Source organism: Parafrankia irregularis, from assembly GCF_001536285.1.
GTDB classification, from domain to species: Bacteria; Actinomycetota; Actinomycetes; order Frankiales; family Frankiaceae; genus Parafrankia; species Parafrankia irregularis.
In genome coordinates, this window is record NZ_FAOZ01000003.1 from 117,967 (window position 1) to 136,575 (window position 18,609).

Sequence of the window (18,609 nt, forward strand, 5' to 3'; positions counted from 1 at the left end):
TCACCGCCGGACCGTCAACTGTGCGAGGTACCGCCTACGGGCACTGGCGGGGCTCGGGCTTCTCCGCCGCGGGCATCACGACGTCGTAGGCCCGCGCGGTCAGGGACAGCCCGTCCGGGCCGCTGGAGGCCTCGACGATGTTCAGGTCGAGCGGCAGCTGGCCCACCGGGATCGGCAGCGCCGGCAACAGCGAGCCACCCGGAATCGGGATGGAGAGGTTGATGGCACCGCGCAGCGCGACCTCGCTGGGTACCAGCGTCAGGACGTTGTTGCGGACCTCGAAGGTCGTCACCCCACCGACCTCCTGGGCCCCGAGCAGCGGGATGTCGACACGCCCGGAGATCTCGATCCGCCGACCGCCGTCGACCGGGTTGACCTGGATCTCACCGGGCAGCCCGGCCAGGTAGGTGTTCAGGTCGGCGTAGTCCAGCCGCACCGTCGCCCGGATGTCATCGACGGGTACCTCGCCGACGTTCCCCGAGATCATGTCCCCGAGCGGCACGTGGATGCCGTTGAGCCTGGCCTGCACCCAGGAGATCCGCGGCCCCGGCGTGGGGATCCCCTCGATGGTCACGCCGATGTCCTTGAACGTGCCGGACAGGATCTGGGTGAGGAACGGGAAGCCGCCGATGGTGACATCACGCACCGTGGGCGCCGGCACGCCACAGTCCAGGCCCTCGAGCACCGCGACCTTGATCTGCTTCGCCATCTGGCCCTCGGCCACCGCGACCGCGGCGCGGTCACCCGCGATGAGCAGGACCAGCACCACCAGCAGCGCCACCACGGCGCGCACCCCACGGCGGCGACGCCTCGGCGCCGGCGCCCCCTGGACACCGACGGCCTGCGGACCGTCCGGAGGCATCCCGGCACCCGCAGGCGGCCCGCCGGCCTCCGCGGGAGGTGCTCCCCAGTCGGCTGACGGTGCTCCCCAGCCGGCGGGAGGGCTCTCACCACCCGGGTACGGTGCCTGCGCGACCGCGGCCGGATCCCATCCGCCGGGATGGGGTGCCCCCTCGTCGGGCGGCCGTGACCAGACGCTTTCCTCCGGGCGCTGCCACCCGCCATACCCGGGCCTGGGCCCGGGCCCGCTGACATCCGCGGACTCGTCCAACCGCCAGGTCGGCGTGGCTGATGCCTGGCGGGTCGGTGGAATCTCCCCCACCGTCGGCACCCCGAGCTCCGCCGGATCCACCTGGTACGCCGGTTGAGCGGAATGCGCCTCGCGGCCGTGGTACCCGGCATCGCTGTGCCCGGCATCGCTGTGCCCGGCATCGGCGTTCCCTGCATCGGCTGGTGTCAGCGGAGCCTGCGGCTGGGCGCGACGCGGAAGACGCATCGTCGGATGGTCGGTGTCGGTGGATGGCGGCGCCGGCGCCGGGCTCGACGGATCCACGGGCCGTTCCCCGTCACCGCCGTGATCCACCGGAACGTCTCCCGTCCTGTTCCAGTCCCCGAGACCTGGTCGCCGCCCGCGTTGCTCTGGGCATTGAGCCTACTGCGCTGCCGGCACGATCCAGCCATCTCGACACCGCACGAGTTGACAGCATCCCGACTCCTTCGCGGGACCGGGCCGGCGGACCTCCCCTGCCACCGGCGTGTCCCGGACCAGGCGCGTCAGAGCAGGGCTGGCCAGGACAGCCCGGCCGGGCTGGTGCGCCGCAGTGCTTCGACGGTCTGCGCGGAGACCGGTGCGGTCACAAAGCCGGCGACGCCGTCGAGCAGGTCCATCACATGCACTTCGAAGGGAAGCAGCGGCCGGTCGCTCGCCCGCGCGCGCTGCCGCTCGGCGGTCGCGTCGATGATGAGCGCCATCGCCTGTGAGATCCGGTGCGCGCGCATGTGCTCGGAAAGGAACGGCAGGTGGGCTCCCACCTGTTCCTGAAAAGCCCGTGTCGATGCCCGCATCGACGATGACATGCAGTCGAAGACGTCACGCCGGCCGTACTGCTTCAGCATTGCGACGAAAGTCAGGTAGTAGCTGTCCACCTCCTCGCTGTGCTCCATGAGGGTGCGGACCTGGCATTCCAGCAGGGAACGGAGGTCGTGTGACGCCCGGGTTGCGACGAGATCCGCCCGGCGCTCGTGCAGCCGGGGCAGCCGGTATTCGAAGATCGCTCGAATCAGCCGGTCCTTGGAGCCGAAGTGGTACTGCACGGCGGAGTTGTTTCCGTTGCCCGCCGCGGCGCCGATCTGCCGCAGGGAGATCCCGTCAATACCGTGAAGTGCGAACAGCCGCTCGGCGGAGAGAACGATCTGCTTCTTGCTAGAAGTGGTGACCACCGGCATGGGCGGATGAAAGCATCAGCCGGCGCTCCGGGTCAAGCGACCCAACAGCTGATGACAGCGCGGCCTGCCCAGGTGACACCACTCCTGGACAGGCCACCGCGATACCTTCAGGGCTTCCTGCCGACACCGCAGGATTCCAGTGGCGCAAACGGCCCGTCCGGCTCCGGGTTGTTACGCCAGTATGGCGGCGAGACGATTCCCGGCGCGATGAGCTCAAGCCCGTCGAAGAAACGGGTGATCTGATCGACGGTCCGGTAGTGATATCCGTTCCCGACCGTGGTGACCTCGTTGAGGTCGGCCATACTGAGGTCTTTGTTCGTCGCCGGTACCGGTGCCGGGTCCGAGGTCCGGTCGTCGGAGCCGTCCTCCAGCACGAGGAAGCTTCCCGACGGCAGCTCCCCGAGCAGGTGGCGCACGATGGAGTAGGCCTCGTCGAGGTCCGCGATCAGGCCCATGATCGACATGAGCATCAGACCGACCGGCTGGGAGAAGTCCAGCGTCTGGCGGGCGAACGCGAGGATGCGCGCGGGGTCGCGTGCATCGGACTCCAGGTAGGTGGTGACGCCCTCGGGCGTCCCGGCCAACAGCGCCCGGGCGTGAATGAGCACCATGGGATCGTTGTCGACGTAGACGACCCGCGATTGCGGCGCTATCCGCTGCGCGACCTGGTGCGTGTTGTTCTCGACCGGCAGTCCGGTGCCGACGTCCAGGAACTGCCGCACCCCCTGCTCGGCCGCGAGGTAGGTGATGGCGCGGGCCAGAAACGCCCGGGACGCCCGCGCCACGTCCAGGATCTGGGGGAAGACGGCGATGGTCCGATCGCCGTGCTCCCGGTCGACGGGAAAGTTGTCCTTGCCTCCCAGGTAGTAGTTCCACACCCGGGCCGAATGCGGGCGGCTGGTGTCGAAGGTCGGGGGCGGATAGTCGGTCATGCGGTGTGGGCTCCCGTTCCGAACCAGGCCGGGCCGGGCGGTTCCTGACGGCACCGCCCGGCCCGGACCGTGGTGGCTTCCGGCTCCATGCCGGCCTGGTTACGTGAGCCGGCCTGGGTTACGTGAGCCGGCTGTGGCGTGCCGGCTAGTTGAGCGAGATGCCGGTGTCGATGAACTCGTCGGTGACGACGTCGGCCGGCTTCAGCCCGGCCGCCGGCGGGGTCCCGGCCTCGGTGAGGCCGGGGGTCAGCCTCGTGATCAGCTGCTGGACCCGCGCGGTGTCGAAGGTGCCGTACACGCCGTCCGCGCCGTTCCTGACGAGCCCGAGCTCACGCTGTTTGGTGTTGCCGTCCGAGAGCAGACCGCTGGACAGCTCGTACCCGGCGGTGTCCAGCCGGGACGTGACCTCGATCATCAGGTCGTTCGCCGGCTTCGGGTCGGCCAGGTAGTCGACCATCGCCCGCTGGAACAGGGGCACGAGCCTGGACAGGCACTCCCGGTTCCCCGCCAGTTTGTCCTTGCGGATGCCCAGCACGTTGGCGTAGGCGGGATACTCGTCGCCGACCATCAGATATTTCACCGGCTTCGCCCACTCGGCGACGTCGTGCTCCAGCCGGTACGGCTCGTCGGTGACGAAGCCGACCTGGACGAGCTTGCCGTCCTCGGCGACGAACCGCCGCAGGTCACCGTCGTAGGAGTTGTCGATCTGGGAGCGCTGGAACAGCCCTTCCCCGACGAGCGCGTTGAGGTACGCCTCGTCACCGACCAGCACCGTCCGGCCGGACCTGCCGATGTCGGCGAGCGTGCGGAAGTCCGACGACTGGTCGCCCCAGAAGAACATCAGCGGCGTCTTGGCGTACGGCGCCAGCACCCCGACGGACGGGTGCTCGGCGGAGTTGCGGATCACCTCGTCCAGGTCGAGGTAGCCCAGCAGGATGTCGTCGTCCTTCTCGAACAGCGCGGAGGTCGAGTCGAAGGACACCGCCGGCCCACCGGAACGGATCTCGAGGTTGACCCCGGTCGCGCCGAGCGGCCCGGACACCCGGAACCTGCCCTCGTCGATCTTCGGGTTGGCCCCGAGCAGCTGGTAGGTCGCCCCGTAGTCGACCTCCGGCCACCAGCTGGTCTGGACGACCACGGTGTCGGGGCAGATCCCCTTCAGCGGCGTGTTGTAGCTCGCCGACGCGGCGGTCCCGGCACCGGCGGATGCGGACGGTTCGGTCTCGGACGCGGAGTCCCCACACGCGGCCAGGCCCACGGCCAGGCCCACGGAGCAGACCCAGGCCGCCACCGAACGAAGTCTCGTCACGTGCTCTGCTCTCCTCGGTTCAGGAAGGACGGGCAGAAGGGAGGCACGGTCAGGCCCGGCCCGGGGACCGGCGAACCGCCAGTGTGAGCGCCCCGTCCGTATTCCGTGACCTCCACTTCCGCGCCAGCCTCCCACGCCCCACCAGACCTCCAGCAACCAGGTGTCTCCATCACATCGCGTACCGAAGCCGACGGAGACTCACCGCAACCATCCGAAGCGGACCGAAATGGCTGATACCGACCGAGCGCCGAGATAGGGTTCCGGCGTGCCAGACGGCCACCTCCCCCTACCGCCCGCGGCCACGCCCCCGACCGGTTCGCCACGCCTGCTCGGGCTCGCGGCGAGAACCGCGCGGACGGTCCTGCCTCCGCTCGCCGTCCTCGGCGTGGTGCTGGCCATCTGGTACGTCGTCTCCTACTGCTTTCTGACCCCGCGGCGCCGCTTCCTGCTCCCGCCGCCCCACGAGATCGTCGCGGAGGGTTTTCTCGACCGCCGGGCCGCGGGCGAGATCCTCACCGCGCTGGGCGGCACCGCCCAGGTCGCCCTCGCCGGCCTCGCGATCGCCGCGGCGATCGGTGTCGGCGCGGCGATCCTGATGGCCCAGGCACGCTGGATCGAGAACTCGTTCTACCCCTGGGCGATCCTGCTGCAGACGATCCCCGTGCTGGCGATCGTCCCCCTGATCGGATTCTGGCTCGGCTACGGCTTCTGGTCGCGCACGGTCGTCTGCGTCGTCATCGCCATGTTCCCGATGATCACGAACACGCTGCTGGGCATCCAGTCCGTCGACGCCGGCCACCACGACCTGTTCACCCTGCGCCGCGTCGGCCGATGGCGCCGGCTGATCCATCTGGAGCTGCCCAGCGCGCTGCCCGCGATCTTCGCGGGCCTGCGCATCTCGGCCGGCCTGGCCGTGATCGGCGCGATCGTCGGGGACTTCTTCTTCCGCCGGGGCGACGTCGGCATCGGCGCGCTCATCGACAACTACACCCGCGACCTCTCCTCGGGCCGGCTGTTCGCCGCGATCATCGCCGCCGCGTTCCTCGGCCTGGTGGTTTTCTGGATCTTCGGCCTGGCCGCCCGCCTCGCCGTCGGCTCCTGGCACGAGTCCGCGCGCTGACCCAGGCCTCCGGCTGTCAGCAACGCGATACGACGGCCTTGCCGGAGGCGGCGAGAGATCATCCGGTGTGGGCGTGATGTGGCTAGCCTGATGCGGAGCGGCGCTGGACACGTGGACGGAAGCGGCGCCCGGCCAGCGCGGGGGGTCTGCGGTGCGGGGTCTGCGGGGGAACACTGTGCGGCGAGGCAACACTGTGTGGCGGGGAAAGACTGTGCGGCGGGGAAGCACTGTGCGCGCCGGTACGGTCACGCTTGCCGCCGCGCTCGCCGCGCTGACCCTCCTCGGTGTGCTGGGTACCAGCCCCGGCGCGGCAGTCGTCCGTGTCACCGACAGCGGCGCCTGGCTGTGGAGCGCGGCAAAAGGCTGGGTCACCCACGTGAACGGCCCCTCCGGCGCCCCTGACTTCAACGTCGAGCTTGCGGCAGCCCGCGGGCATCCCGTCGAGCTGGCGCAGGACGGCGTGTCGGTCCTGGTCACCGATCTGCGGACCGGAGTCGTCAGCCGTATCGACCCGGCGACGATGGACCTCGCCTCCCGGCAATTCGGGCCGGCGGGGGCCGACGGCTCCACCGGTGCGGTGCGGGTGGTGGCCCGGGACGAGCTCGCCTTCGTGATCGAGACCGACAGTGGCCTGGTGACCCGGATCGACCCACGAACCCTCGACATCATCGGCGAGCAGATCTCCGTCGGAGCGCGCGTCACCGGGGCCGGCATCGACGCGGACGGTGTGCTCTGGGTGGTGGTCGCCGAACGCGGCGAGGCCGTTGCGATCAGGGATGGCCGGCGGCTGGCCACGGTGCCGGTCGCCGCGCCACGTTCCACGTTGGGCCTGACCATCGCCGGCGGGCAGCCTGTGGTCATCGACGCGACCTCACCCGCGCTGGTGCCGGTCACTGCCACCGGCGCCCACCCGGCGGTCAGCCTCCCGGCACCTGCGGGCGGCAACCGCCGTCTGCTGGTGGCCCCGACGATCGAGGGACGTGTCGTCCCGGTCCTGGTGGAGGGCACCGGCACCGTGCTGCTCGTCGACCTGGACGCGCACGACGGCGACGGATCGACGCAGCAGGTACAGCTGGCCGGGCAGCGACCGTCGCCGGACCTCGGCGCCCCGGTCATCGAGGCCGGCCGGTTGTACGTGCCGGACAACGGCACCGGCCGCGTTCTCGTCTACGACCGGTCAGCGGGACGATTCGAAGCTCCGATCCAGCTCGCCGGCGACGCGGGCATGGTGACGTTGTTCGTCCGCAACGGCACCGTGTGGGCGAACAACACCGACGGGACGAGCGCTGTCGCGGTCGACCCGGACGGCCGCCGCCGTGACGTCGACAAGTACGCCCCGGACCTGGCGGTGCCGGTGGCGAACGCCAGCACGAGCGCCCCGCCGCCGGTCGTTGTGCCGTCCGCGCCCGGACAGCAGATCCCGCCGACCGTCCGCCCGAGCCGCGCCGCCAGGCCGACCGTGCCCGCACGCACCCAGCCCGGTGCCGCCCCCAATCCGGTACCCGGTACAGGCCAGCCGCCGACGACCGCGGCCCCGCCTCGGCCACCGGACACGGCTACGGTGCCGTCGGTGATCGCCACGTTGCCGCCCACGACAACGCCGGCGGCCGTGCCTGGCCAGCCGTCCATCACCGCGGGCTCCGCGTCCGGAGCCGTCATCTTCACGGTGGCCGCGGGTGCCGGCGGGCCTGCCACCACGTTCACCGTGAGCACGAGCCTGGGTACGAACGAGACGCTGCAGGGCTCAGGGAGCCTTTCCGTGCCGACGACCGGCTGCCAGACCGTCTCCGCGACGGCGACCGCCACCGGGCCGGGTGGTACATCCACCTCCTCGACACCGGCGCAGGCGCTGGGCTGCGTCCCACCCGGACCGGTGCGAAATCTCGACGTGGTCGGGGTCGGCCTGGGGACCGACGATCCGAAGCGGAGAATCACCTGGCAGCCGCCACTCGACGACGGCGGTGGGCCCCTTGAGTACGTCGTCACCATCACGAACTTCGGCAACCCGGGTGAGTACCCGCCGGAGACCTACACCACGACCGGACTCGTATTGGACGTCGTCGGCTACACCGGCGGTACGGACACCTGCGCATCGTGCCAGGACTTCACAGTCCAGGCACGGAACGCGGCGGGTACCGGGGCGGGCCAGACCAACAGAGCGCGTTCCGAGTGACCTCCGCCGTCCTTACTGTCAGGGCAATGCCGGTGCGGGGGCCGTCGCGTGAGCCGCTGTCGCCGGCAGCAGCTCGCCCAGGACTTCGCGCAGCAGATCGAAGCCGTCCTCGCTGAGCACCGACTCGGGATGGAACTGCAGGCCGGCGAATCCCGGCCCGCGCAGCGCGTGGACCGCGGCGCCGGGCCCGTCGGGATGTTCGTCGGTGTCCCGGTCGAGTTCGACGGTGCCGTACGGGGTGGCGAGCTGGCTGTGCGCGGCGACGGCGGTGAACGTCGAGTAGAAGCCGACCCGGCGCCGCTGCCCGAAGACGTCGATCTCCCGGGTCAGCCCCTGGCAGGTCTGCTCCCACCGGCGCAGGCGCAGCCCGAGCAGGTCGGCGAGGATCTGGTGTCCCAGGCAGACGGCGAGCAGTGGCTGGCGGCGGTCCAGCGCCGCGGTGACGAGCGAACGCAGCGTCGTCATGCGCCGGTCGTCGCGCACGGTCGGGTCACCGGGGCCGGGGCCCGCGACCAGCAGGTCGAAGCCCTTGGTGTCCCCGACCTCGTCCCAGCCGCGCACCGTCACCGCCAGGCCGAGGCCGCGCAGCTGGTGCGCGAGCATGCCGCTGAACGCGTCCTCGCCGTCGGCGATCAGCGCCGATCGGCCGTCGAGCGCGGACCGGGTGCGCGCGCCGGTGCCACGGTCACGCAGCCAGAAGCGGGCCAGCCGCTCGGTGCGGGCCGCGAGCGCGGTCACGATCAGCGGATCGTCCGCGAGCGACGGCGCCTCGAACGACGGCGCCTCGAACGACGGTGCCGCGGGCGACAACACTGCCGGCGACGGCGGCACCGCGGAACCGGGCAGCCCCGAGCGCCGTGGCTGGGGCTGGGGACGTACGCCGAGGGCCGCGAGTATCCCGGCTGCCTTGGTGTGCGTCTCCGCGGTCTCGCCGGCGGGAGTGGAGTGACGGACCAGGGTGGCGCCGACCGGCACCCGCAGTTCACCGGTGGGTGAGATCTCCGCGGTGCGGATCAGGATCGGCGCGTCGAGGGTCTGGCAGCCGGCGTCGTCCCGGCCGAACAGGGCCAGCACACCCGCGTAGTACCTGCGGCCACGCCGCTCGTGCCGGGCGATCACCCGGGCCGCGTTCTCCAGCGGACTGCCGGTGACCGTCGGCGCGAACATCGTCTCCCGCAGGACGTCGCGCACGTCGAGGTGGCCCCGGCCGACCAGCAGGTACTCGGTGTGGACGAGGTTCGCCATCTCCTTCAGATACGGCCCCAGCACCTGACCGCCGGCCTCGGCGACCCGGGCCATCATCTTCAGCTCCTCGTCGAGGACCATGTGCAGCTCGTCGATCTCCTTGCGGTCGGCCAGGAAGCTCAGCAGCGCGTCCCGGTCGGGGCCGGTGGCGGGCAGCCGGTGGGTTCCGGAGATCGGGTTCATCATGACGAGTCCGTCCGACACGCTGACGTGGCGTTCGGGGGTGGCCCCGACCAGCACCCGGGTTCCGGTGTGGACGACGAACGTCCAGTAGGTGCCCCGTTCGCCGACGAGCAGCCGGTGCAGCACCGCGAGCGCCGCGGCCAGCGGCGGGCCGGCGATGGAGGCGGTGTAGGTGCGGTGGATGACGAAGTTGGAGCCCTCGCCCTGCCCGATCTCGTCGCGCAGCACCGCCGCGACCGTGCGCGCGTACTCGTCGTCGTCGATGTCGAATCCGCCGCCCGCGCAGACGACGTCCCGCTCGGGCAGGCCGCTCAGGGCATGCAGGGCGGCTGGCAGGGCGACCTGTTCGGAGCCGCCGATGCGCAGGCATTCCAGCGGGGTGCCGTCGTCGACGCAGGTGAAGCCCCGTTCGGCGAGCTGCCGGTAGGGGACGAGGGCCAGTACCTGCGGCCCGGCCGGGGCCGGTGGCAGGTCGATGTCGGCGATGTGGGTGACGGTCTCGACCGTTCCGGTGAGCACGTCCAGGTGGTCGGCGCCTTCGCGGCGGATCAACGCGAACGGGCCGGGATCGCGGCCGGCGGCGAGTGCCGCGAGCAGATCGTGGAGCAGGGGCATCGTCGTGTCCTCGGTGGCCGGGGGCCGCCGCGACCGGGCAGCCCGCCCGCGATGAGGAGACGACGGCGGCCGCCGGAGCGGCGGCCGCGTGAAGGGAGCTACGCGCGAAGAAGGTGGGCCGCCACCGGGGCGGGCCACCACAGGTTCGTCATCGAGCGCACGCGCCTACTATAGGCGACCGCGACGGCGCCGCGGCGGACACCCGCCCGGCGCCACCCGACGGCGCTGCCGGGCTCCTCCACGGGCCGGGTCGGCCCAGGCCTGACCGCGGCCGACGGCACCGCCGGCCGACAGCTTCTTTGCCCGGCCGCAACCGTGTGGACGTGGAAAACTACGATGATCGGCGCGACCCGCGGAGGTGATGACCATGATGATGGCCGGCGACCGGCGCCCCCCGGGCGACCTGGAGCGCACCGTCATGGAGACCCTCCGCTCGGCCGCCCGGCCGCTGACACCACGTGAGGTGCAGAACCTGCTCGGCGGTGATCTCGCCTACACGACAGTGCTCACCATCCTCACCCGGCTGTACGACAAGGGCCTGCTGGATCGGCAGCGGGTGGGCCGTGCGCACGCCTACAGCCCCGTCACCGACGAGGCCGGCATGACCGTCCGGCGGCTCCACCAGGTGCTGGACGAGGCACCGGGCCGGGAGATCGTGCTGGCCCGGTTCCTCGGTTCGCTCTCCCGTCGGGACGGCCAGCTCGTGCGGGAGATGCTTCGCGAGCTCGACGCCCGTCAGGCACCCGACGAGGGCGACTGACGGGCGTCGAACCAGGTCCGGTTAGGCCCGGCCGCCCAACCGCAGCTCGCGGCTGAGCAGCCAGATCAGGTAGACCCCGCCGATCGCGCCGGTGCTGAGCCCGACCGGCATCTGGATCGGGTGGAGCAGCCGCTGCCCGGCGAGGTCGGCACTCGTCACGATGAGCGCGCCCATGAGGGCGGCCGGCAGGAACACCGGCGCCCCGGTGCCCACCAGCCGGCGGGTGATCTGTGGCGCGGCCAGCGCGACGAAGGCGATCGGGCCGGCCGCGGCGGTGGCGACGGCTGTCAGCGCCACCCCGCACACGACCAGGCAGAGCCGCACCCGCTCGACCCCGATGCCCAGCGAGAGCGCCAGGTCGTCGCCCAGCTCCATGACGGCGAGCTGCCGGGAGAGCAGCAGCGCGATCGGAAGCAGGACGGCGAGCGCGGCCCACAGCGGCCCGACGTAGTCCCAGCCGCGGCCGTTCACGCTGCCCACCAGCCAGCGCTGGGCGTCCTGGGCGTCCTCGAGCGCGGCCCGGCTGAGCAGGAACGAGTTGGCGGACTCCGCGACTGCCGACACCCCGAGGCCGACCAGGATCAGCCGGTTTCCCTGCACGCCGCGACGGTAGGCGAGCGCGTACACCACCAGCGCCGCGACCAGCCCGCCGAGCAGGGCCCCGGCCGGGACGCCGACCGGGCTGTCCGGGAAGACCAGGATGACCAGAAGCGCACCGGTCGCCGAGCAGGTGGTGAACCCGATGACGTCGGGGCTGCCCAGCGGGTTGCGGGCCAGGCTCTGGAAGATCCCGCCGGACACCGCGAGGGCCGCGCCCACTCCGATCGCGACCAGCAGCCGGGGCATCCGGAATCGGTGCACGACGGTCTCCAGCCCTCGTGGGCCGTCACCGAACACCGTGCGGACGACCTGGGCGGGTGACGCCGGGTAGTCGCCGGTCAGCAGCAGACACAGGGACACCAGGAGCAACAGGGCGGTCAGCACGGCCCCGACGACCACCGTCCGTGGGCGCACCCGGGCCGAGACCCGCCCGTCCAGGATCCGCAGCACCCGCCCCGGGACCTGTGACCCGGCCGGGTGGACGGCCGGCGCCGCCACCGGCCCGGTCACAGGGCCACCATCCGGCGGCGGCACAGGAAGACGAACACCGGGGCGCCGAGGAACGCCGTGACGATCCCTACCTCGAGCTCGCCCGGAGCGACCAGCACCCGGCCGGTCACATCGGCGAGCAGCACGAGCAGCGGGGCGAGGACGGCGGAGTAGGGCATCACCCACCGGTTGTCCGGCCCGGTGATCAACCGGGCCATGTGCGGCACGGCGAGCCCGACGAAGCCGATCGGCCCGGCGATCGCCGTCGCGCCGCCGCACAGCAGCGTCACCGCGAGCGCGCCCCGCAGGCGGACGCTGCCGGCCCGGACCCCGAGCGCCCGGCCGGCGTCCTCGCCCAGCGCGAGCGCGTTCAGACCTCGGCCCAGCCCGACCGCGAGCACCACCCCCACCAGGATGAACGGCCCGAGCTGCCACACCAGGTCCAGCCCGCGGCCGGCGAGCGACCCGACCACCCAGAAGCGCCAGCGGTCGAACGTCTGCCCGTCGATGATCAGGATCGACCCGACGAAGGCGCTCAGCGCGGCGCTGACCGCCGCGCCGGCCAGCACCATCCGGTCCGGCGAGGTCACCCGGCCCAGTGAGCCCAGCAGGTAGACCAGCGTGGACGTCGCCGCCGCGCCACCGAGGGCGAACCAGACGTACCCGGTGGGCGAGGTGATCCCCAGCAGGGCGATCGCGACGACCACGGCCATCGCGGCGCCCATGTCCACGCCGAGCAGGCCCGGGTCGGCCAGCGGGTTGCGGGTCAGCGCCTGCATGAGCGCGCCGGCGAGCCCCAGCGCCATCCCGACGCCGACACCGAGGATCGTGCGGGGCAGCCGCAGCTCCCGCACGATGTAGGCGTCCTCGCTGCCGTCGTCGTGGCCCAGCGCGCTCCAGACGGTGCCCAGGTCGATGTGCCGGGCCCCGACGGTGAGGCTGAGCACGACCGCCCCACCCAACGCCAGCACGGCCACGACCAGCCCGAGGCCACGCACATCCGGGCGGACCCGGGCCGTCCCGGCTGTCCCGGCTGTCCCGGCAGCCACCGCCTCAACTGCCATCTGCTCCACTCCGCTCCGCCGGCGTGCCGGCCTCGGCCCCAACCTGCCCGTCGGCCCCGCCGCCCTCCGCCGCGGTGGGACCGTCGCCGCTCTCCGCCGCGGCGGCCGCGCCCCCGACGTCCACCGCGGTGGGCCCGCCGCCGATCCGGGTGGCCGACCACGTTCGCCACAGCCGCGCGTACCGGCCGGCGGTGGCGACCAGCTCGTCGTGCGTCCCGCGTTCGACGACCTGGCCGTCGTCGACGACGAGGATCAGGTCGGCCGCCGCCGCCTGGCTGAGGCGGTGCGCGACGACGATCGAGGTCCGGCCGCGCAGCACCCGGCGCGCCGCGGCGTCCAACAGGCGCGCGCCGCTGCTGCCCGCCTCCGCCGTCGCCTCGTCGAGGATGGCCACCGCGGGATCCACCAGTGCCAGCCGGGCCAGCGCCAGGTGCTGGGACCGGGCCGGGTCCAGCTCAAGCGCGCCGTCGCCGACGACCGTGTCGAGTCCGTCCGGCAGGCCGCGGACCCAGTCGGCGATGCCGGCGGTGTCCAGCGCTGCCCACAGCTGACCGGTGCTGGCCCGGGGAGCGGCCAGGAGCAGGTCGTCCGCGAGGGTGCCGGCGAACACGTGGACCTCCTGGGTGACCAGCGCGATCGCGGCCCGGCGCTGCGCCGGGTCCAGCTCCGCCACCGGCACACCGCCGAGCCGGACCACCCCGCCGGTCGGCGTGTGCACGCCCGCGACCAGCTTGGCGAGCGTCGTCTTGCCGCCCCCGCTGGTGCCGACCAGCGCGACGGAGCCGCCCGCGGGGATGTCGAAGCTCACCCCGCGCAGCACCTCCTGCCCTGGGCGGTAGGAGAACCTCAGCTCGCGCACCATGACCGCCCCGTCGGCCGGGGCGGCCACCGCCACCGGCCGCGGTGGCGGTGGAAGTTCGATCACGCCGACGAGCCGGGCGAGGCTCGCGGTGGCGGACTGGAGGGTGTCCAGGAGGAACAGCACCGAGTTGACCGGGCCGAAGACGGCGGCGAAGTACAGTGCCGCGGCGCTCGCCGCGCCGATGGTCACCTCGCCGGCGTCGACGAGCAGGTACCCCGTCACCAGCACGGCGGACAGGCCGGCCGCCTCGGCGATGTTGAGCCGGCCGAAGAAGCGGGTCTGCAGGCGGGTGACCGTGACCACCGCCGCGACGGTGCGGTCGACCCGGCGCGCGACCCGGGCGAGATGGTCGTCGGCGATCCCGAACGCCCGCACGGTGCGCATCCCGCCGACCGTCTCCAGCAGCTGCTGCTGCTCACCCCCGGACGCGCGGCGGCGCTCCCCGTACACCGGGCCGGAGCGCCGCAGGTACCAGCGTGCGGTGGCGGCCTGGATCGGCACGCAGACCAGCGCCGCAGCGGCGAAACGCCAGTCGAGGGCGGTGAGGCCGACCAGGGTCAGCGCGAGGGTCAGCGCCGACTGCGCGAACTCCGGCACCGGGCCCCGGACAGCCTCGCTGATCATCGCGATGTCCTCGGTGATCCGGGAGGACAGGTCGCCCGAGCCGCCGCGCTCGACACGTTCCAGCGGCAGGTCGAGGGCCCGGTCGACGAACGCCTCCCGGATCGTCGCCAGCACCTGCTCGCCCAGTCGGGCCACCGCCGTGAGCCCGCAGAAGGCGAGCAGTCCCTGTGCCACGGCCGCGACGACCAGCGCCAGCACCGGCCCGTCGACGCCGGCGGAGTCCCCGGCGGCGGCCCGGTCGACGACCCGGCCGAGCAGCGGCGCGGTGAGCAGACCGCAGCCGGCCGCGGCGATCAGGCAGACCGCCGCGAGCACCGCCCGGCGCCGGTGGGCACCCAGCAGCGCCCGCACCGCCGTGCGGGTGGCCCGGGCATCCGCCACCGGCAGCAGCTCCGCCGGCGCCTGCTCCCCTGCCACGCCGGTCATGCCCGCCGCCACCGACCCGCCATCCGGCACCGCCACGGGCCCCGGCACGGACCCGGGCACCGGCACCGGCACCGCGGCGTCGTCCACGGGCGCGCTCACGCCAGCACCGCCTCTCGGTAGCCGGCGCTGGAACGTGCCAGGGCGTCGTGGGCACCGGTGGCGGTGACGCGGCCGTTCTCGACCAGGACGACCTGGTCGGCCGCGGTGAGCAGGGCCGGGCTGGTGGTGACGATCAGCGTCGTGCGCCCGGCCCGCAGCTCCCGCAGCCCGGCGGCGATCTCCATCTCCGTGACCGTGTCCACGGCCGTCGTCGGCTCGTGCAGCACGAGCACCGGTGGGTCGGCGTGCAGCGCCCGGGCAAGCGCGACCCGCTGGCGCTGCCCGCCGGACAGGGATCTCCCCCGCTCGGCGACCGCTCCGTCGAGGCCACCGGGCAGTGCCGCCGCCACCTGGTCGGCGCGGGCGGCGCGGGCCGCGCGGGTGACGTCGCCGGGCCGGCCGGCGGCGATGTTCTCCCGCAGGCTGCCCTCGAACAGGCTGCCGTCATGCGGCGGCACGAGCATCGCCCGGCGAACCGCCGCCGGCGCGAGCGTGCCCAGTGGCGTCCCGTCGAGCAGGATATGGCCCGCCTCAGGCTCGGCCTCCCCGGCCAGGCAGCGCACCAGCGTGGTGGCGGCGGCCGGGTCGGTGGTGACGACGCAGACCAGCCCGCCCGCCGCGACGGTGAGATCGACACCGTCGAGCCCGGGCCCGCGCACCCCCGACAGGACGATCTTCTCACGGGCCGGTGTGCCGAGGTGGCCGCCGCCGTCCCCGCTGTCGTCGCTGTTGTCGTCGCTGTCGCCCGCCGGGGTGCGGGCCGACGCGGCGGGCACGCGGCCTTCGTCGTCGAGCACTGCGCCGACGCGGGCCGCCGATGCCCGTCCGGCCGCCAGCGCTGCGATGATCTCCCCGAAGGTTGTCAGCGGGGTCAGCAGGAACTGGGCGAGGCCGACCGCGGACACGAGCTCACCGACGGTGATCTCGCCTTTGGCGGCGAGCCGGCCGCCGACCAGCGCGACGAGCGCGAGGAACAGCCCGGTCAGGGCGGTCAGCGCGCTGGTGTGCCCCGCCTCGGCCCGGGTGGTGGGCAGGGTCGCGGCCAGCGACGCGCGGCTGACGTCCCGGTACCGGGCACGGCCCGCCACCTCCACCCCGAGCCCCTTGAGCACGCGGATGCCCCGGATCAGGTCGACCGCGACGCCCGCCGCGTGCGCGGCACGGTCCTGCTGCTGTTCGGCCCGCCGTTCCAGCGGCACCGCCAGCCAGCGCGCCGCCGCCAGCAGGACGGGTGTGCCCACCAGCACGAGCAGCCCGAGCGGCACAGAAACGATCACCAGCGCGACACCGGCGACGACCGCGCCCACCATCGCGGCGACGCCGTGCGGGAGCAGGAAGTTCACCATCGTCATCCGCCGGACGTCCGCCGTGGCGATGCTCACCAGCGCCCCTGCCGGCAGGTCGGCGGCGCCTGCCGTGCCCCGCTCGTCGAGGAGCCGCCCCGTGACGGCGAGCCGGAACGCCCGGTCGGCCCGCACGCCCGCGAACAGCGCGACCCGCATCCCGGACCGCCAGCACAGGGAGAGGAAGGCGAAATCCGCCAGGAGCACACCGAGCCAGAACAGCAGGCTCCGTGCGTCCCCGGCGGCGGTCGCCCGGTCGATGATCACACCGATGAGCACGGGTACGAGCGCCTCGCCGGTCTGGTAGCCGACGAACAGCGCCGCGGCGGCCAGGATTCGCCCACCGTGCGCCCGAATTGACCGGCGCAGCGTCCTCGTACCCGTGCTCACCGGGCCGCGCCCGGGTCCGACGGCTCCGCGGGCTCGGGCGGCACCGACGGCTCGGCCATCGCGACGGCTATGCGGCGCGGACCGGTGTAGGGCTCACGGCCGTGCGCGACGGCCATGTTGTCGACGACGAGCAGGTCGTCCTCCTGGTAGTCGAAGCGGACGGACACCGCGCGGTAGCACGCCCGCAGATGCTCGACGACCTCGTCGGGGATGACGCCGCCGTCCCCGTAGCGGGAGTTGTTCGGCAGCCCGTCAGGCCCGTAGGCGTCGAGGAGCACCTCGCGGACGTCCGCCGGCAGGCTGCTCTCGTGGAAGATCACCACATGGTTGAACCACAGCGGCAGCCCGGTGACGGGATGGCGGTGCACGGCGCGGCGCACAGCCGTGGTGCGCAGGCCGTCCGCGCCGATCCAGGTGGGGGTCAGGCCACCGCGGGCGCACTGCCGTTCGACCTCCTGGCGGCTGTCCGTGCCGAAGGCGGTCCGCCACCGCAGGCCCACGTCCTCGCCGTAGGTGCGGACCGCCATCCACCCGCGGCGGACGAACTCGGCGCGGACGTCCGGATCGATCAGCTCGTGCACCGCACCGACGTGCGCCAGCGGGGTGGCGCCCTGGGTCAGGGGCGGGCGCACGCAGTGGAAGAACAGGGTCAGCGGCCAGACCGCCTGGTAGGACATCTCGTTGTGCAGCGGGATCTCCGCGGTGGGAGGGTAGTTCGTTGAGGTGTAGACGTTGCCCTTGATCACGCTACGCGGCGAGGACTGCTCGGTGTAGGCGATCGGCTCACCGGCGAGCGCGCGGACGGCCCCTTCCAGGCCTTCCGCGCCGCCGACGTCGAAGCCGCGCAGCAGGATGGCTCCGCTCGCGGCGAGCCGCGCACGCAGCCGGGCCCGGTCGTGGTGCAGCACGTCCACGACGGGCCCGGCGCCCTCGACGACCAGCAGCGGCCCGGTGGATGCCGGCGGCTGGGTGGATGTCATGCGGTCGGCCAAGGCGGTCAGGCCTTGCCCGCCGCCGCGACCAGCTTCGGCACGATCTGCTCCAGGGCGTAGGGGATGCTCAGCGTGGAGGGGAACGCCATGGACAGCGCGGTCTCGACCTCCAGCGGCACGTAGGCACCGCGCTTCACCGCCGGCAGGGCCTGGAACAGCCGGTCCGACTCGACCTGGGTGCGCTCGTCGGAGTCACGGAACGAGAACAGCACGATGTCGGCGTCGAGCAGGTCGGTGCGCTCCTGGGACACGACCGCCCGGCCCGCGGGCCCGGCCTGTTCCAGGTCCTTGACCTTCGACGACAGGGTCAGGCCGAGACTCGACAGGAACTGGGCCGAGGCGTCGGTCGGCAGGATGATCGTGGCCAGCTGGCCCTCGCCGTTGAGCAGGCTGAAGCTGAAGGTCTTCCCGGCCAGCGCCGCGCTGTTCTTCTCCTTCGCCGTGGCGATGCCTGCCTCGACCTCCGTCACCAGCCTGCTGGCGACATCCGTCTTCCCGAGCGCCCGGCCGATGCGGGTCACCCGGGTCTGCCAGGTGTCCTCGGCGACGTCCGTCTCGTAGGACAGCGTCGGCGCGATCGCCGCCAGGTTCGCGAAGTCGTCGGCGAGGCTGTAGCTGTCGGTCGCGAGGATCAGGTCCGGGGTCAGCGCCGCGATGCGCTCAAAGGGCAGGTTGTCCTCGTAGCTGAGCTGCTCCGGCGCCTTCGCGCTGCCGAGCTTCGCCTCGACCCAGGGCGGCAGCCCGGAGTCGAAGTTCGTCGCCGGGGTGACCGCGACCGGCACGACACCGAGGGACACCGCCTCGTCGATATCACGCATGAACCCGACGGTGACGATCCGCTCCGGGCGGGCCGGCAGGACGGTGTCCCCCTCGGCGCCCTTGATCGTCAGCGGGAAGCCCGCGTCCGCGCCGGCCGAGCCGCCGGTCACGGGATCGCCGTCGTCACCGCAGCCGGCCAGCCCGACCGCCACCGCGCCGGCCGACAGGGACAGCAGGAACGACCTGCGCGAGAGCGGGCCGCCGGGGAGGCGGTCGATCGAGTTCTTCATGGGAGGGATGCGCCCTTCTGAGATGTATACCGCCATGTGGCGGGGTTT

14 protein-coding genes are annotated in these 18,609 nt (G+C 72.9%); 3 read left to right on the forward strand and 11 right to left on the reverse strand.

Annotation, left to right across the window (positions count from 1 at the left end; translation table 11 throughout):
• Positions 1-34: 34 nt before the first annotated feature.
• From AWX74_RS05550 to AWX74_RS05565, 4 genes are all read right to left on the reverse strand, one after another.
• On the reverse strand, positions 35-1,393 hold the full coding sequence (locus AWX74_RS05550) for an LmeA family phospholipid-binding protein (protein ID WP_242666086.1): 1,359 nt from the start codon (positions 1,391-1,393) through the stop codon (positions 35-37).
• Between the two features lie 221 nt (positions 1,394-1,614).
• Positions 1,615-2,286 (reverse strand): TetR/AcrR family transcriptional regulator, encoded by a 672-nt coding sequence (locus AWX74_RS05555; protein ID WP_091272292.1) that lies wholly within the window; start codon positions 2,284-2,286, stop codon positions 1,615-1,617.
• Positions 2,287-2,393: 107 nt separating this feature from the next.
• A complete protein-coding gene (locus tag AWX74_RS05560) occupies positions 2,394-3,218 on the reverse strand; it encodes an SAM-dependent methyltransferase (protein WP_091272295.1) in 825 nt (274 codons plus the stop codon).
• Between the two features lie 145 nt (positions 3,219-3,363).
• Positions 3,364-4,527: a substrate-binding domain-containing protein gene (locus AWX74_RS05565; protein WP_091272297.1), complete on the reverse strand. Its 1,164-nt coding sequence runs from the start codon at positions 4,525-4,527 to the stop codon at positions 3,364-3,366.
• A gap of 265 nt (positions 4,528-4,792) precedes the next feature.
• Between AWX74_RS05565 and AWX74_RS05570 the strand changes: the two genes are divergently transcribed.
• Together AWX74_RS05570 and AWX74_RS05575 are read left to right on the forward strand one after the other, a co-directional pair.
• Positions 4,793-5,647, forward strand: a complete 855-nt coding sequence (locus AWX74_RS05570; protein ID WP_091272299.1) for an ABC transporter permease — start codon at positions 4,793-4,795, stop codon at positions 5,645-5,647.
• Positions 5,648-5,876: 229 nt separating this feature from the next.
• On the forward strand, positions 5,877-7,820 hold the full coding sequence (locus tag AWX74_RS05575) for a hypothetical protein (protein ID WP_114476362.1): 1,944 nt from the start codon (positions 5,877-5,879) through the stop codon (positions 7,818-7,820).
• Positions 7,821-7,838: 18 nt separating this feature from the next.
• Here AWX74_RS05575 and AWX74_RS05580 read toward each other — a convergent pair whose 3' ends face one another.
• Entirely contained in the window at positions 7,839-9,863 is a 2,025-nt protein-coding gene (locus AWX74_RS05580; RefSeq protein WP_091272305.1) for an anthranilate synthase family protein, read from the reverse strand.
• Positions 9,864-10,224: 361 nt separating this feature from the next.
• On the opposite strand from AWX74_RS05580, the gene AWX74_RS05585 reads away from it, so the two are divergent.
• Entirely contained in the window at positions 10,225-10,623 is a 399-nt protein-coding gene (locus AWX74_RS05585) for a BlaI/MecI/CopY family transcriptional regulator (RefSeq protein ID WP_207550257.1), read from the forward strand.
• Between the two features lie 21 nt (positions 10,624-10,644).
• On the opposite strand, the gene AWX74_RS05590 is transcribed toward AWX74_RS05585, so the two are convergent.
• From AWX74_RS05590 to AWX74_RS05615, 6 genes are read right to left on the reverse strand one after another with little or no spacing between them, the layout of a single operon-like run.
• Positions 10,645-11,733 carry a FecCD family ABC transporter permease gene (locus tag AWX74_RS05590; protein WP_242666087.1) on the reverse strand — a complete coding sequence of 363 codons (1,089 nt, stop codon included), beginning with the start codon at positions 11,731-11,733 and terminating at the stop codon, positions 10,645-10,647.
• Complete coding sequence (locus tag AWX74_RS05595) at positions 11,730-12,776, reverse strand: FecCD family ABC transporter permease (RefSeq protein WP_091272886.1); 1,047 nt, start codon at positions 12,774-12,776, stop codon at positions 11,730-11,732. The genes AWX74_RS05590 and AWX74_RS05595 overlap by 4 nt, the downstream gene beginning before the upstream one ends.
• Positions 12,766-14,787 carry an ABC transporter ATP-binding protein gene (locus AWX74_RS05600; protein WP_242666088.1) on the reverse strand — a complete coding sequence of 674 codons (2,022 nt, stop codon included), beginning with the start codon at positions 14,785-14,787 and terminating at the stop codon, positions 12,766-12,768. The genes AWX74_RS05595 and AWX74_RS05600 overlap by 11 nt, the downstream gene beginning before the upstream one ends.
• Positions 14,784-16,520: an ABC transporter ATP-binding protein gene (locus AWX74_RS05605; RefSeq protein ID WP_242666089.1), complete on the reverse strand. Its 1,737-nt coding sequence runs from the start codon at positions 16,518-16,520 to the stop codon at positions 14,784-14,786. Before AWX74_RS05605 ends, AWX74_RS05600 begins: the two co-directional genes overlap by 4 nt.
• Entirely contained in the window at positions 16,517-17,500 is a 984-nt protein-coding gene (locus AWX74_RS05610) for a TauD/TfdA family dioxygenase (protein ID WP_091272893.1), read from the reverse strand. The genes AWX74_RS05605 and AWX74_RS05610 overlap by 4 nt, the downstream gene beginning before the upstream one ends.
• 17 nt (positions 17,501-17,517) lie before the next feature.
• Entirely contained in the window at positions 17,518-18,561 is a 1,044-nt protein-coding gene (locus AWX74_RS05615) for an ABC transporter substrate-binding protein (RefSeq protein WP_165615473.1), read from the reverse strand.
• Between the last annotated feature and the right edge of the window lie 48 nt (positions 18,562-18,609).

Excerpts from the sequence above, each read along its gene's own strand:
- AWX74_RS05580 (WP_091272305.1), bottom strand. The coding sequence starts at position 9,863 with ATGCCCCTGCTCCACGATCTGCTCGCGGCACTCGCCGCCGGCCGCGAT.
- AWX74_RS05555 (WP_091272292.1), bottom strand. The coding sequence starts at position 2,286 with ATGCCGGTGGTCACCACTTCTAGCAAGAAGCAGATCGTTCTCTCCGCC.
- AWX74_RS05585 (WP_207550257.1), top strand. The coding sequence starts at position 10,225 with ATGACCATGATGATGGCCGGCGACCGGCGCCCCCCGGGCGACCTGGAG.
- AWX74_RS05610 (WP_091272893.1), bottom strand. The coding sequence starts at position 17,500 with ATGACATCCACCCAGCCGCCGGCATCCACCGGGCCGCTGCTGGTCGTC.
- AWX74_RS05595 (WP_091272886.1), bottom strand. The coding sequence starts at position 12,776 with ATGGCAGTTGAGGCGGTGGCTGCCGGGACAGCCGGGACAGCCGGGACG.
- AWX74_RS05615 (WP_165615473.1), bottom strand. The coding sequence starts at position 18,561 with ATGAAGAACTCGATCGACCGCCTCCCCGGCGGCCCGCTCTCGCGCAGG.
- AWX74_RS05560 (WP_091272295.1), bottom strand. The coding sequence starts at position 3,218 with ATGACCGACTATCCGCCCCCGACCTTCGACACCAGCCGCCCGCATTCG.